This is a genomic window from Flagellimonas halotolerans, assembly GCF_035818535.1.
In the GTDB taxonomy this organism is placed as follows: Bacteria; Bacteroidota; Bacteroidia; order Flavobacteriales; family Flavobacteriaceae; genus Flagellimonas; species Flagellimonas halotolerans.
The window spans coordinates 76,845-92,522 of the sequence record NZ_JAYKYV010000009.1; the positions used below are offsets into that span (position 1 = coordinate 76,845).

Consider the following 15,678-nt stretch of genomic DNA (forward strand, 5'->3'; position numbering starts at 1 on the left):
AAATGGACAAAACGTTAACCAGCTTATTACCGTATTGCCGATACGCTTAACGGTTGATTGATTGTTGGGGGAAGATGTGTTGTTTAATTCAAGGAGTCATACTCTTTTCGAATCGCTTCCCAAATCACTTTTCTGTTATAGCCTTCCACGATTAATTTCCTGATTTTTTCTGGGTCATAATCAAATTTTGGATCTTGACAAAAATGGTTTTCGTAGAACAATTTCATGGATTCAAACAGGGATTGGGCGTCTTGGACGGGAATGATCACCCCGTTTTGGTTTGGGATTATAATTTCATTGCAACCATTGATGTTGGTTACTATGCTAGGAATTCCCATTGCCCCGGCCTGCATTACAACATTTGGGAATCCCTCTCTATAACTTGGAAAGACAAAGACATCTGAAATGCTAAAATAGGGACGCACATCCGATTGCCACCCCATGTAGATGATATTGGGATTGAAGTCAATTTCCTCCCTTGCTTCGGGCGAGATGGGATCCAATTCATCTTCGAACGTACCGAGTAGGACCAGCTTACAGTTTTCCACCCCTTTTTTTGTGAGAAGTTTGAAGGCTTCAATAAGTTCGTTTACGCCTTTGTCCTTGACAACTCTCCCCACATAAAGAAAAACAAAATCACTTTCCTTGATGCCCAAAGAATTCCGCAGGTTCAATTTATCTTCTTTGCTGTATAGTTTATTGTTAAAATGTTCAGTGTCAATACCATTGGAACTTCCATTTCCGATTACCTTTAGTTTCTTCTCGGTCGTAAAATTGTTTTCAAGTATTATGTCCTTGAGTCCAAAAGAATTGGGATAAACTTTTGTGGCACACCAATACGTGATTTTTTCGACCAAGTCGAGCAATTTTCGTTTTCGTCCTTTAGCCACAAGGAGAGGCATGCCCGCCACCGTATGCAATCTGTGTGGAACCTTGGCCAGATATGCAGCCATCATACCCAATGTACCAGCTTTGGGAGTATGTGTATGAACCATGAATGGCTTTTCTCTTTTAAAGATTTTGTACAGTTGCCATACGGCCTTAAAATCTTGAACAGGTGTTATTTTACGGGTCATCTGAACGGGAATTACCCTAATGTTTTCTTTCTTTCCAACTTTGGTCAACCCGCCGTTTCGAGAAGATGCTATTCCCACTACATCGTAATATTGGGTCATAAACTTTAGCTGCCCCTCCAATAGTCCACCCAATGATGCGGGGACCGTAGTTATTCTTATCAATTTTGGTTTAGCCATTATTTAGGTATATACGTGTTGAAATACCACTTTTGGAAACAATAAAAAGTCCAAACTTTAAACGTGTTATCTACAGTTCCGGACAAATGTTCCCTGACGAGTTTGGTAATCGTCTCCACATTAAAAATGCCTTGTCTCTCCAGTTTGTCAGTTTCTATATATGATTTTAACTCTGCGCTAAGGGAGGTTTTGAGCCAATCCCCTACTGGGGCTCCGAAGCCACTTTTCGACTTGTCTAGGAAGCCTTCCGGGAACTCATCCTTGAATGCTTCTTTTAGCAGAAACTTTTTGTTCCACCCGTTCAACAAGAAGTTTTCGGGAAGCGTGTTTACATAGTTCCATAACTGCTTGTTAAGAAAGGGAGCCCTACATTCAAGTGAGTTCAGCATACTGGTTCTGTCCACTTTGACCAGCATATCTCCTTCAAGGCTTATATGGCGATCAACCAACCGAAAATCGGTCAAACTTTTAGGGGCATCAATACCCAAGGTGTCTTTGTATATTTTGAACGGTGTAGCAACTTGGTTTTCGGAAAGCAAATATTCATTGAGTTCACCGTTGGTATATCCTAAAGAGATAATATCCCAATAAAAACCTCCATTATAGTCAAATGAGTTCAGTAATCGTTTGATTCGATATCTTTTGCCCCTGTTGTCATTAGATGTTTTTAGAAAGGGCATACTTGTATTTTTAACAATGCTATGGAGCGATTTTGGGACCCAACTTGTATACCGGCTATTGAATTTGCCCATGTAGTACTTATTGTAACCCCCAAAAACTTCATCACCACCATCTCCAGTAAGTGCAACCGTTACATGCTCCCTGGTTTTTTTGGATACCAAATACGTAGGGAGCGCGGATGAATCTGCGAAAGGTTCATCAAAATTGTTCAAGATTTGATGCAAATCTTCTTCGATGTCCTTTTCGTCAATAATAAATTCATGATGGTTGCTATGAATCATCTTGGCAACCAACTGGGATTTATCGGTTTCATCAAAAGACTTTTTCTTAAAGCCTATTGAAAATGTTTCAATGGGTTCCGATTTGTATTGGGACAGGCATAAAGAAACTATGGATGAGTCAACACCACCGGAAAGGAAGGTGCCGAGGGGAACATCCGAAATAGATCGGGAAACAACGCTGTCCGTTACTAGGCTTTTTACCTTGGTCTTGGCCTCACCCAAACTAATTTTTGAGTTGGTTTTTTCAGGATAAGCCTCGGTCTCTATCTGGTTTACGACATAACTGTTTTTTGAGAGGTCGTAGGTTATATAAGAGTAGGGGGGGAGCTTATGAACACCTTCATAAATACTATACGGCGCTGGGATATAGGTTAGTCTAAGATAAAGGTTGAGCCCTACTTTGTCTATTTTTAGAGGGGTGGCTGCATCATTGGTTATGGACTTTAATTCCGATGCCCATATAAAACATCCATTACTCTGTATATAGTAAAGCGGTTTTTCGCCAAAAAAATCACGGGCAATAAATACTTTGTTCAGACCTTTGTCGTAGATACTAAAGGCGAACATACCATCCAACCTTTTAAAAGATGATACCCCATAATTCTCATATAGTTTTAAAATAACCTCCGTGTCGCTGTTGGTCTTGAAGGTTATGCCATTGCTTATAAGCTCTTCCTTTAGTTCAAGGTAATTGTATATTTCCCCATTGAAAACAATTACCAATTGTCTGTCTTCTGAAAAAATAGGCTGCTTCCCGGAATGAAGGTCAATAATGGACAACCTGCGCATACCCATGGCAATCGTAGTGGTACCATTATTTTTATGGAATATGCCATCGTCATCCGGCCCCCGATGAACAATCAGGTCATTCATGTGGTTTATCCTAGAAACCGATTCTTTTTTGGATAAGGTTTTTTCGTAACTAATAAATCCGTTAATGCCGCACATTTATCAATATATTTTTAAATAAAACTCCTGTAAGTTTTTTGCGTTTTCAACAATATCATATTGCCCTTGAACGATGCTGCTCAACATATTCTTGCGTTTATAGGTTAGATTTTTGTCAACTTCTTCGGCCCAATGGTCAATTGGGTCTGTTAAGCCACAGAACGTGATCAAACCAGTTATGTCCACTTCATTGGTGATGGTATCTGAAGCTACAATTTTCAATCCCGAAGCCTGCGCTTCGATAAGGGTAACGGGAAGCCCTTCATAAAGAGAAGGGAACAAAAAGAGATCAAAGACTTGCAATAGTTCTGGGATATCATCCCTAAGGCCTAAAAAGACCACTTCTTTGGTGATTCCCAGCTGTCCTACCTTATGCTGAACCTTTGATTTTAGATTACCACCTCCGACCAATAGCAATGTACAGTTAGGGTTTTTCTGTAAAAGTCGATGGAAAATATCAATGAGGAGAAAATGATTTTTTTGCTCGTTAAAACGTCCCACGTGCCCAATGATTTTTCTGTCCTCCAGTCCCAACTCATTTTGAACTTTTTTTCGGATTTCAGAGTTGTATAGAAAATCTTTGGCATTTACTGCATTGTTTATAATCTTCACCTTATCCCTGTTGGATTTTCCGAACAACCAGTCTCCGGCCTTTTCCCCACACGCAAAATAGTGGGTGGATAGATGTCTTATCCTTCTACGGATAAGTGATTGTGTACTATCCTTGATAGTGGCTTTAATATCGGTGTTTGGTTTGAATACCTTTAGAAACACAAAGGGTTCAACCGCTAGATGACTATGGGCAATCCGTGTTTTTATACCTTTTTTCTTGGCCACCTTAAAAATAATGGAGCTCAATGCATTTAGATGGGAATGCACAACTTGGTATTCGGGGTGCTCATCAAAAAATTGTTCCAGTTCCTTTTGGTACTTGAAGTAGTTTCTAGGGGAAATGGAGGGCATTCTGTAAATTTTTCCTCCAAGGGACAAGATTTCATTATCAAAAGCGCCGGTTTCCTTTCTATGGAGCAAAAAGTCAAATTGAACCAATTCTCGGTTAATGTTCCGATAATAGTTCATGACCATGGTTTCTGCACCTCCCCGGTTCATTATGGTTAAAACATGTAGAATTCTTATTGGTTTGGCTTCCATGTACCCTAAGGTTTAAATAGATTTTCGTATTGTCCAAGAATCTTCTTGGCCTCAAATTTTGAAATAACAGATTCCCTGATTTGGGCAGGAGGAATGTATTTATGGCTTTCAAGACACTTCAAATAACTATCCTCATCATCCACCAAAAAACCGTTTTCATTGTGCGTAATAATTTCCTTGGTTCCCCCCGGCACGTTGAATGCCAGTACAGGGGTTCCTACCATGCAACTCTCCAATACTGTATTTGGAAAACCTTCCACATAGGATCCTTGCAGAAAAAGATCGTTTTGTTCCAAATAGCTCTGAATGTCTTTACTGTGATTTACAAAGGTAATCTTTCCCATAAGCCCAAGGGAATCGGCCATTTTTAGCAGTTCCTCTTTTTGGGGACCGTCCCCGAGAATTGTATAGTGGAAATCCCTTTTGAGCTTTGACAGAATTTTTAACAACCTTGCCTGTCCCTTTTCTTTACTTAGCCTGCCAATTGTAATGACCTTTAGTGTATGCGAATCATTTTCTACACTTTTTAATTGGAGTTTTGAAGTAAGTGGGTTGGCAATGGTCACAATCTTCCCTTTTACCTTTGGATACCTTTCGCCAAAATCGGTGGCCATGTCTGTGGATTGGCAGATTATTCCTGAAACTTGATGGTAGGCTATTTTAGCCAATCGTCCTCTGTAGCTGCTCTTTTTTGAAAATTGGCTTATACTGCTGATTACGCTTGCTTCACGAATAAAGACTTTGGTTTTTCCAAAGAAAAATGCCATTAGTCCGAGCACGGTATTGAGGTGGCCAATGGAACTTAGGATATAATCGGGTTTCTCTTTTAAAATAAAGGCGAATAATTTGGGAACCGCATGAAGTACTCTTTCCTTGTTGAAGAAAATCAATTCAATACCCTCCACATTGAAGGCGGCGTCCTTTTCATTCCCAAGTATCAATAAGGTGGATTTGAAGCGTTTTTTATCAATGTGCTGTGCGATATATGAGAGCACTCTTTCAGCGCCTCCAGCGGTTAATGTAGGCAATACAAAAATTATCTTTTTTTGTGTCATACTATCTATTGACGAGATATATTGAGGAAATGTCTTTTGAAAGACAGAATTAACCTGCTTATATAACGTATGCTTACCCTTATCAAATATGTTTTATTATTTTTTTTATGTCGATTTCCTTTATTTTCTTTCCTGGATTTCCCGCAATCATGATATTGGGCTCCTCAAAAGATTTAAAGACAGTGGCATTTGCACCAATAGCTATGTTGTTGCCAATGTTAATATCGCCATAGATTTTGGCGCCAGGCCCTATGTAAACATTGTCCCCAATTTGTGGTGCCTTGGGAGAACCCCCTGAGGCTCCAATATTGGTGCAGGCATGGATTCTACAATTGGCACCTATCCTTGCATTGTTATTGACAACAATGGTACCATAATGCACAATGGCCAAACCAGGGCCAAAAACATTTTCCGGAATTGAAAAGCCAAGTTTGATGGAAATGTTCCTGAATTTAATCTTATAGTAGAGAAACAGTAATATTTTTAAACCTGTGGAACCGCAATTTTTATAGTATTCCACTTTTCGGAGTATTTTTTGAAACTTCCAAATATGGTTGGGAACAATAAGCTGTTTCAGTTTTGATTTTAGGCCGTTCTCCCGTATACCCAAGGCAATGGCATCTTCCTTAAGGTATTTGTTTAAATCATGTTTAGATTGAATCATTGTGGTAGTTTCAACATTTCTCCAAATTGCAAATCATATTTTTCTGGCCTGAATGGCCCAATACCTCCATCTGAGTGAAAGGTCAACTCTCCAAAATAGACCTCATCGCCCAACGCATAGAAATCTACTCGTACATAAGTGAAATCCTGTGATATGACCGTTCCAAGCTCCACCATTTTTCTGTAGGTGGGAGGCTCGTCTATAAATAAGCCCTTTTTGTACTCCCATTCGCACTCGATAAACTCCCAATCTGCCGTGTACAGGTTTCTTTTATGGTCTGTAAGTCGATCGGAATCTACTTGTACAAAAGCTATTTTTCCGTTGAAAAAGTGGAGCTTGTAGTCAAAAGGTATGTTTCCTTTATCATCCATTAGCAGCTTTTCCACGATTATACGTGGTTTAATATGTCTGTATTGGGGTTCTCTACCGTTCCAGTAATAGTTCTCGGACATATTCCATCGCAAGGTGTTCTTGATATAGTTCCAATCCACATCACCCCATTTGTCCCTAACAATAATACCACCTGAACTGTTATGGTTGACCTTTATAATGCAGGGGTGGTCCGGAAGGTTTTTAGGTTTGATATCGCTCGGATTCAAAGTGGTATAATCCAGAGGTACCAGATACTCCTCACCGATTTTCTCCTTTATATAGGACCTTACGGCATATTTGTCCGCTGCTTGGCCCATAAGTGGGTTCCTATCGTTTAATTTTAGCCAATTGATTTTCTCGTTCAGTGTTCTCGGGTTTCGAAAATCAATATCGTACCCAAAATATTTCTTGAACTTCTTTTTCAGGTAAGCTTTTTGACTAAGGTATTTATCCATTAAAAAGATATGGTAAACAATGACCACGGGTTTTAGGAGATAAAACCCAATTCTTGAATTGTTATAATATTTTCTAAGAAAATCTTTCATCATTTTTTTTAATTAGACCCTTATCAATCAATACGCCCACATAAGTGAGAACTACCATGATGTAGGGTTGGTTTATCACAGTTTGAAGGCTCAGCATAAATATAGAAACGGCAAACAAAATTGCCAGGGAGAAATACTTGGTTTTTTTTTCGACTTTGATTGCCCTTGAAAAATAGATGGCCAGTACAACGATCAAAACAAGTAACCCAATTATTCCCGATTCCAACCAGATGTTCAGGTACGTATTATGGGTAAGGTGGTTAAGGCCAAAATCAAACCCATGCCCGAAGAAAGGATTTTCATATAACTTTCCTATTACATTGTCTATATGCTCAAATCTTCCTGAATTGTCAATCTGATCAAATTTAAAGGAAAATATGTTTTCAAAATTAACGATTTTAGACTGCTGTCGTTCATTAAGATTAAGACCTGCAGTAAGCCAAGTCAGGTTTATGATGATAAGGTACAGTAGGGGCAATGCAAACATTGAGGCAAGGATGTTCCTTTTTGATAAGTATTTATAGTTACACAAGATCACAACGAATACAAAGACCAGATATCCGGTGGTAGAAAAAGTTAGGATGACCGAATAGGAAATCAGCAAGGTTAATATAAGTTTTATCAAGGATTTAAAAGGTAGGTTACCAAAGTCGGTGAACTTTAAAAACACGTAGGAAATAATCGATACCAAACAAGCATTGTTGGCATCACCATATAGCCCGGAAGCCCTATCCAGTCCCCAGCTAATGTCACTTGAAAAGTAATCTAAGTCAAGTTGCATGTTCCATAGGAATATCAAACAGATTGATGCAATTGAAAAAACAATCGTAAAATAGGTTTGTATGAAAGAAAGGTCTACCAATCGCTTTAAATACAGTAGAAAGGAAAAGTAAAAAACAATGTTCACCAAGGTGTATCCAAAGTTCGCGGGGTTGTTATATAAAATACTCGCTAATATGGATAGCGAATAATGTACGGCAAAAAAAACAGCCCAGGTGCCGGGAGTTCCTAATGGACTGCCTTTTAATTTTATGATTAGGAATGAGCCTAGAATCAACAGGCCAACATTTCCATACGCCACCAATTGTCCACTGGTACCCCCCACATATAAGCTTATCCAATCTTGAAGATTCAAAGCATTGACAATGAATGGTACTAAGAAAAAAAGGTGGACGATTTTTTTCATGACACTTCTAAAAATACTTGTTCCCATTCTGACACGATGAGGTCAGGATCAAATTTTTCAATGGTTTTGGGGGCATTAGCGCGTAATCTGTCCCTTAATTCCACATCTGAAAGTAATCTATCCAGCCCATCGGCCATTTCAAGTTTATCTTGGTCTTTTACCAAGATACCATTATAATCGTGAGTTATGATCTCTGAAGGCCCAGTTTCACAATCATATGAAATGCAAACCATCCCCTGGGACATCGCTTCAATCAAAACCATTGGAAGACCCTCGAACCTTGAGGTCATAATATATACGTCGGATGTGGCCATTATATCCGAGACCTTGTTGCTAAATCCTGAGAAAACAATTCGGTCTTCCATTTGATGCTCAACAACGATCTTGTTCAGGAAGGAAAGACTGGTTTCATCTATGGCACCAACAATTTGAAGTGTCCAATCCATATGCTTTTTAAAAACCTCGGCAACAATGGGAATTAGATTGTCAAAGCCTTTAATGTGATACTTGTTGAGATTGCCCACGGCCAAAATGGTTTTTGATCGCTGTATAGGGGCCTCGTTTATGCTAAAGGTGGAAGGGTTGGGTATTACTTTTACATTGCTTCTGTGTTTGGCATAGTAAACTCTATCAAACTCCGTCAGCACAATTATTTTATTGGCCAATCGATATAAATATTTTCTTGTGAAAAGCCGTAAGTTGTTTTTTCTCTTGAGAACGTGATTGGTATGTTCCGAGGCAATTGATTTAATACCGAACAGGGTACAGATAATAATGGCCAACATGCTGGTCTCTACCATAAATGAAATGGCTATATCTGGCCTGTTCTTCTTGGAACGGTAATGTTTAAAAAGGTTGAACAGGTTGTTGATGGTATGGATGTTAAAGGTTCTTTTTTTGAGTTTTACCCTAACAATTTGTTGGTTCAACTCAAAGGCATCCTCAATAGAGTTACTTAGTGTAACAATTCTTATGGAATGCCCTTTTAAAACCAATTTATTGGCCAATATGGAAAGTACTCTTTCGCCACCACCGGAACCCATACTATGTACTATGAAATCGATTCTCATGATAACTGAACGGATTTATATTGCCTTATGGTGAACCAAAGAAAGACGAGACTATTTATTATTAGTACAAGGGAAGTACTCAATGCCAAACCATAAACCTGAAACGAATGTATCAATAAATAGTTCAACAACAGATTTGTTAAAACGCTAAGGGCAGATACCCATGCCATAAAACCATTTTTATTGATACTGGTCAGGAATTTCACAAGAATCCGGGTCACCACAAAAAATGGGACATGAATCAATAACAGTTGCTGGATATAACTTACAATTTCGGTATCCTTGGAGGTAAATGAGTTTCTCTCAAAAAGGATACGGATGATAATATCTGAGAAAAATATCATCAGCACCGAAAAAATAAGGGAAGCCAAAAATGCTATTTTTAAAATCTTGAAGAGCTCCTTATATGCTTTTTTCAAGTCTTTGGAAACCAGCTCGGCAAAATGCGGCAACAGCACATTCCCTAGCGCTATCATTGCAATGGAAATTCCAAAAGCCGGTATTTTTTCACCATAGGCAAGGGCAATTACCGAACCAGCAACCAACTGAGCTGCAAAAAACTGGTCAACAATGGGGTTTATTCCCGTAAGCAATCCTGAAATGACCTTAGCGGGGAGCTGCTGCAACATGACCCTCATATTGTGGTTCAGTCTTAACCTTCCAAATTGTATCAATTGCAATATGATTGCTTTAACGAACAAATGAATAAAACTGGCCAAAGAGCCAAGCAAAATACTAACGGCCAAAACATAATCTCCCAAACGGTCCTTGAAAAAATAGATGGCCAATATGGTTACAATGGAAGTATATATTGGTGAGATCGAGGTATAGAAAAACTTGTTTTCAATTTCCAACAGGGCACTTAGAAAACCATTTAGCCCCCAAATAAACAGACAGGGTAACAAAACAACGAGTTGTTTGTTTATCAATGCATAATACTCAGGGGTATGATTTGGAAAAATAATTTCCAAAAGAAAGGTACTTGAAACCAAGAGAACCATTCCAAAAAAAAAGTTGATTCCAAGAATCAATAGACAGGTCAGTGTTTGAAAGCCACCAATTTGCCTGTCATTTTTTTTTTCAATGATATAGTTTGGAATGAAGATATTCTTTATGGCCCCAACAAACACATTCTGAATGAATGATGGTATTAACAATGCCAAAGCATAGGTGTCCAAAAACTCGGACAAACCATAGCTGCTTCCTATATAGGTTTCTTTAAAAAGCCCTGCCAGTTTCACCACCAGCGTAACAGACCCCACAATCAATAAGTTGATCAATAAGGGGTTTCTTATGTTAAGTTTTTTTAAGAGAGACACCTATTTAATACGTTTATTAGAGACGACCGGAAACAAAATTTCTATCCAACATGCCTTTAACATCATAAACAACATGGTTGTTGTTTAACAGGCCACCCATGTCAAGAGTCAAGAAATCTTTATGTGCCACGGCCAAAACTATTGCATCATAAGTATTTGAAGGCAATGTATTGTTTGAAGTGATACCATATTCATGCAACACTTCTTGGGGAGATGCCCACGGATCAAAAACGGTCACATCAATGCCGTAACTTTTTAGGTTGGCAACTACATCCACAGCTTTTGTATTCCTTACATCGGGACAATTTTCCTTGAAGGTTACACCAAGAACCAAGACCTTAGCCCCTTTAATTTTAATGTCTTTGTGCAACATGAGCTTAACCACCTCACTGGCAACATATTTTCCCATTCCATCATTCATTCTACGCCCGGCCAAAATAATTTCAGGATGGTAGCCATATTCCTGGGCCTTCTGTGCCAGATAATATGGGTCGACACCTATACAGTGACCTCCCACCAAACCTGGTTTGAATGGAAGAAAATTCCACTTGGTCCCGGCAGCTTCCAGAACATGGTGTGTGTCAATATCCATTAAGTTAAAGATCTTTGCCAGTTCATTGACAAAGGCAATATTGATATCCCGTTGTGAGTTTTCAATAACTTTGGCAGCTTCTGCAACCTTGATGGTAGGTGCCAAATGTGTGCCGGCGGTGATGACCGAAGCGTATAGGGCGTCTACTTTCTCGCCAATCTCCGGGGTGGATCCAGATGTAACCTTTAGGATTTTTTCAACGGTATGTTCCTTGTCTCCTGGATTAATACGTTCTGGTGAATATCCTACATAGAAATCCTCATTGAACTTTAAACCACTTACTTTTTCGAGGACAGGAACACATTCCTCTTCCGTAACTCCAGGATAAACGGTGGATTCATAAATAACAATATCCCCCTTTTTTAATGCTTTCCCAACGGCTTCACTTGCCTTGTACAAAGGAGTGAGTATGGGTCTATTGGTCTGGTCAACTGGTGTGGGAACGGTAACTACATAATAGTTACAGTCATTTAAAGTGGTTATATCACTGGTACAGTATAACCCATTTTCTTGACTAGGTTCATTTACCAAAACCGCCTGCAACACCTCATTTTCAACTTCAAGGGTTGTGTCTACTCCCGACTGCAGCTCTTTGACCCTGCTCTGGTTGATATCAAAACCCACAACTGGATATTTTGTTGCGAACAATCTCGCAAGAGGTAGACCCACATATCCTAGGCCAATGACTGCTATTCTATGATTTTCCATATGATTTTAAAAGTTCAGATATTTAGTTTTTACCAATTTGATAATATTCAAATCCCATTTTTTGAAGCCTTTCACTGTCATACTGATTTCTGCCATCAAATATTACGGGTGACTTCAAGTTATTTTTGATTTCCATAAAATCGGGGGATCGAAATTCTTTCCATTCTGTAAGCATCAATAAAGCATCGGCATTTTTCAACACATCATATTTTGAAGCGGCGTAGGACACCTCACTAATATCTTTAAGATAAAATTCTTTGGCCTCATCTATTGCTTTTGGATCGTAAGCTTGAATTTTAGCACCCAATGCGATCAATTTATTAATGATATAAATGGAAGGTGCCTCTCTCATATCATCTGTTCCAGGCTTAAAGGACAATCCCCATACCGCAAACGTCTTATTGGATAAATTACTTCCAAAATGCGAGATCACTTTATCCGCGATGATTAGTTTTTGTCTGTTGTTTACATCCTCTACCGCACTCAAGAGTTGAGCGGAATAGCCATTTTGTTCGGCCGTTTTTTTGAGGGCCTTCACATCTTTTGGGAAGCAGGACCCACCATAACCACTTCCTGGGTATATAAAACTATATCCAATTCTACTATCCGAGCCTATGCCAATACGAACCTTGTTCACATCTGCTCCTACAAGTTCGCAGATATTGGCTATTTCGTTCATAAAGGATATTTTGGTGGCCAACATGGCATTGGCTACATATTTGGTCATTTCAGCGGAGCGTACATCCATAACGAGCATACGGTCCATGCTGCTGCGGAAAAATGGGGCATACAATTGTCTCATTTTTTCTGCGGTTTCCTTATCCTCTGTTCCTACGACGACCCTGTCAGGTTTCATGAAATCGTTTATGGCATCTCCCTCCTTTAAAAACTCAGGGTTGGATACCACCTGAAATTCGATTTCCACACCTCTGTTTTTCAATTCACTGGCAACAACATCCTTTACTTTGTCAGCGGTGCCTACCGGGACCGTGGATTTGTCTACAATGATTATGGGCTGGTTTATATATTTTCCAATCGATTTTGCAACATCGAGTACATATTGCAAATCTGCTGAACCATCTTCACCCATTGGAGTGCCCACTGCTATGAAAGCCATGTCGCAATGGTCCAAACTTTTTTGTAAATCAGTATGAAAGCGCAAGGTTTGGTTGTTCACGTTTCTGGTCACCATTGCGTCCAATCCAGGCTCATAAATAGGTATGATTCCTTTTTCCAGGTTCTCGATTTTTTGTTTGTCGATGTCAACACAAGTCACCGTATTTCCCATTTCCGCAAAGCAAGTCCCAGTGACTAAACCAACATATCCGGTCCCTATTATGGTTAAATTCATTTATGGGTTATTTTAGGTTTTTCCAATACCAAGATACAGCTTCTTTTAATCCAGACTTTATATCATAACTTGGTTTGTATCCCAATAAGGTTTTCGCTTTTTCAATTGAGGCCAACGAATGGGGGACATCACCTTTTCGGTTTGGTCCATATTCAACATTCACATTTTTGATTTCGGAATCAAAATCACTTAAATATTCCTTGAGCATGGCCACCAACTCATTTAAGGTGGTGCGCTCTCCATACGCAACATTATAGACCGTATTGGCCGCTTCTTTGTTTTCGGTGACAATAGCCCTGATATTCATCTCAAGGACATTGTCGATATAGGTAAAATCCCTGGAGTATGTACCATCTCCATTGATTTTTGGAGATTCATGTTTCATCAGTTGCATTACGAACTTTGGAATCACTGCCGCATAGGCACCGTTTGGGTCTTGCTTTCTACCAAATACATTAAAATAGCGCAAGCCTATGGTTTCCAATCCATAGGTAGTTGAAAAAATGTCGGCGTATAGCTCATTCACATATTTTGTTATGGCATATGGGGATAAAGGTTTACCGATTATTTCCTCAACTTTGGGCATGTTTTTGGAATCACCATAGGTGGATGAACTGGCCGCATAAACAAAGCGTTTTACCTCGGCATCACGTGCGACCACCAACATGTTTAGAAACCCGGAAACATTGACGTCGTTACTTGTAACAGGGTCATTTATGGACCGTGGAACAGAACCTAGAGCAGCTTGATGAAGCACGTAATCCACATTTTTGCAGGCGTTTTCACAATCTTTTAGGTTTCTTATATCCCCTTCCAAAAGACGAAAATTTTCATTACCCATCAAGTGTTCAATGTTTTCTCTTTTTCCAGTGGCAAAATTATCCAGACATGTTACTTTATTGCCATTTGCCAATAGTGTCTCACATAAATTGGAGCCAATGAAACCAGCTCCTCCTGTGACCAATATGTGGTAGTTTGAATTAAGGTTGAAAGATTTTGTATCCATGGGAATTTCGTTGGGAATTTTTTCGCAAATATGGTGAAAAGCTACTAATTAACTGATGGTTTTAGACGAACTATTTAAATAACGGGTAAAATGCACTTTTAATGTATCATGAACGATTGTGAGCATCATTTAGTTTGTTAATTGGAATTTTCGGGAGAATTCCCCCTTTACTTTTTTATGCCTTACCATTGATTAATCAGCTTTTGATTTCAATGTCGTTGTAGTTGGAATACCAACTAACAAATCTTTTGACACCTTCTAAAATTGATGTGTTGGGTTGATAGTCATAATCAGTTTTGAGGTCAGAAACATCGGCCCAAGTTTTTTTGACATCACCAGGTTGCATTGGCAAAAATTGTTTTTTTGCTTTGATGTGCAGCGTACTTTCAAGGGCTTCAATAAAATCCAGCAACTTAACAGAAGTGCTGTTCCCGATATTATAGATCTTATACTTGGTATCTCCCGTTTTCCTATACTTCACCGGTTGTTTAATGATACGGATTACCCCCTCAACAATATCATCCACATAGGTAAAGTCCCTTTGCATTTCACCGTTATTGAAAACCTTTATGGGTTCTCCCTTTACAATGGCATCGGTAAACAAATACAACGCCATATCTGGTCGGCCCCAAGGGCCATATACGGTGAAAAAACGTAACCCTGTAGTGGGAAATCCATATAGGTGACTATAGGTATATGCCATTAATTCATTACTCTTTTTAGAAGCTGCATATAAACTAATGGGGTGATCCACAGAATCGGTGGTGGAGAAAGGTATTTTTGTATTGGTTCCATAAACACTTGAACTACTGGCATACACCAGATGTTTAATGGCAAAGTTTCTGCAGCATTCCAGTATGTTTAAAAAGCCTACTATATTGCTGTCTACATAGGATTCAGGGTTTTCAAGACTATATCTCACCCCGGCCTGCGCGGCAAGATTGCATGCGATATCAAAATTTTCTTGTTTAAAAAGATTGGGTAGTTCGCTTCGGTCTTCAAGATTCATTCTAATAAACTGAAATGAAGTGTGCTTCCCGCTGGCGACTAGGTTCCCAAATACTTTGGCTTCATTCATGGGGATTCCCAACTCCAGCAATCTGTCATACTTCAGATTGACGTCATAGTAGTCATTGATATTATCCAACCCAACCACTTCATGGCCCTTTTCCAAAAGTTTGGTACAAACATGGAAACCAATGAAACCTGCTGCGCCTGTAACTAAAATTTTCAAGAGAATGTTTTGATACAAATATCCAAAGGATTTTTGGAATTAGTGGGGAGTAAAGTTTAAATCTACCTGCATTTTGTTAACATAATTTTTTGGATTTTATGCATTTCAACGATTTTATTGTTAAAAAATTCGATGAAGTGATCTAATAAATCGTTTAACTACGTACTTACGCAAGTTGTTCTAAACATTACCCAAATCAATAGTGTTGAAATCAACTCGATAATGACAAAGAATAATCTTGGAAGGATGGAGCGCTCGTGA

The 15,678-nt window shown here is 39.0% G+C and carries 13 protein-coding genes; all 13 read right to left on the reverse strand.

All coding sequences use genetic code 11. The features are described 5' to 3' along the window. Positions 1-83: 83 nt before the first annotated feature. Positions 84-1,253, reverse strand: coding sequence for a glycosyltransferase family 4 protein (locus VM932_RS11735; protein ID WP_326278976.1), 1,170 nt, complete (start codon positions 1,251-1,253; stop codon positions 84-86). After that, positions 1,253-3,163, reverse strand: coding sequence for an asparagine synthase (glutamine-hydrolyzing) (gene asnB, locus VM932_RS11740; RefSeq protein WP_326278977.1), 1,911 nt, complete (start codon positions 3,161-3,163; stop codon positions 1,253-1,255). Before asnB ends, VM932_RS11735 begins: the two co-directional genes overlap by 1 nt. Positions 3,164-3,166: 3 nt before the next feature. Then, positions 3,167-4,315 (reverse strand): glycosyltransferase family 1 protein, encoded by a 1,149-nt coding sequence (locus tag VM932_RS11745; RefSeq protein WP_326278978.1) that lies wholly within the window; start codon positions 4,313-4,315, stop codon positions 3,167-3,169. Between the two features lie 5 nt (positions 4,316-4,320). Next, positions 4,321-5,370, reverse strand: coding sequence for a glycosyltransferase (locus VM932_RS11750; protein ID WP_326278979.1), 1,050 nt, complete (start codon positions 5,368-5,370; stop codon positions 4,321-4,323). An 82-nt stretch (positions 5,371-5,452) separates the two neighbouring features. After that, the gene (locus tag VM932_RS11755) at positions 5,453-6,034 is read right to left on the reverse strand and encodes a serine O-acetyltransferase (protein WP_326278980.1); all 582 of its coding nucleotides are present in this window, start codon (positions 6,032-6,034) and stop codon (positions 5,453-5,455) included. Further along, positions 6,031-6,954: an ATP-grasp fold amidoligase family protein gene (locus VM932_RS11760; RefSeq protein WP_326278981.1), complete on the reverse strand. Its 924-nt coding sequence runs from the start codon at positions 6,952-6,954 to the stop codon at positions 6,031-6,033. The genes VM932_RS11755 and VM932_RS11760 overlap by 4 nt, the downstream gene beginning before the upstream one ends. Continuing rightward, positions 6,935-7,732 carry an O-antigen ligase family protein gene (locus VM932_RS11765; RefSeq protein ID WP_326278982.1) on the reverse strand — a complete coding sequence of 266 codons (798 nt, stop codon included), beginning with the start codon at positions 7,730-7,732 and terminating at the stop codon, positions 6,935-6,937. Before VM932_RS11765 ends, VM932_RS11760 begins: the two co-directional genes overlap by 20 nt. Before the next feature lie 401 nt (positions 7,733-8,133). Next, positions 8,134-9,207 carry a glycosyltransferase family 4 protein gene (locus tag VM932_RS11770; protein WP_326278983.1) on the reverse strand — a complete coding sequence of 358 codons (1,074 nt, stop codon included), beginning with the start codon at positions 9,205-9,207 and terminating at the stop codon, positions 8,134-8,136. Beyond that, positions 9,204-10,487: a murein biosynthesis integral membrane protein MurJ gene (gene murJ, locus VM932_RS11775; RefSeq protein ID WP_326278984.1), complete on the reverse strand. Its 1,284-nt coding sequence runs from the start codon at positions 10,485-10,487 to the stop codon at positions 9,204-9,206. Before murJ ends, VM932_RS11770 begins: the two co-directional genes overlap by 4 nt. Positions 10,488-10,542: 55 nt before the next feature. Continuing rightward, the gene (locus tag VM932_RS11780) at positions 10,543-11,826 is read right to left on the reverse strand and encodes a nucleotide sugar dehydrogenase (RefSeq protein ID WP_326278985.1); all 1,284 of its coding nucleotides are present in this window, start codon (positions 11,824-11,826) and stop codon (positions 10,543-10,545) included. Between the two features lie 22 nt (positions 11,827-11,848). Continuing rightward, positions 11,849-13,177: a UDP-glucose dehydrogenase family protein gene (locus VM932_RS11785; RefSeq protein WP_326278986.1), complete on the reverse strand. Its 1,329-nt coding sequence runs from the start codon at positions 13,175-13,177 to the stop codon at positions 11,849-11,851. A gap of 7 nt (positions 13,178-13,184) precedes the next feature. Continuing rightward, positions 13,185-14,183 (reverse strand): SDR family oxidoreductase, encoded by a 999-nt coding sequence (locus VM932_RS11790; protein ID WP_326278987.1) that lies wholly within the window; start codon positions 14,181-14,183, stop codon positions 13,185-13,187. A 196-nt stretch (positions 14,184-14,379) separates the two neighbouring features. Then, entirely contained in the window at positions 14,380-15,417 is a 1,038-nt protein-coding gene (locus tag VM932_RS11795; RefSeq protein WP_326278988.1) for an NAD-dependent epimerase, read from the reverse strand. Positions 15,418-15,678: the final 261 nt, after the last annotated feature.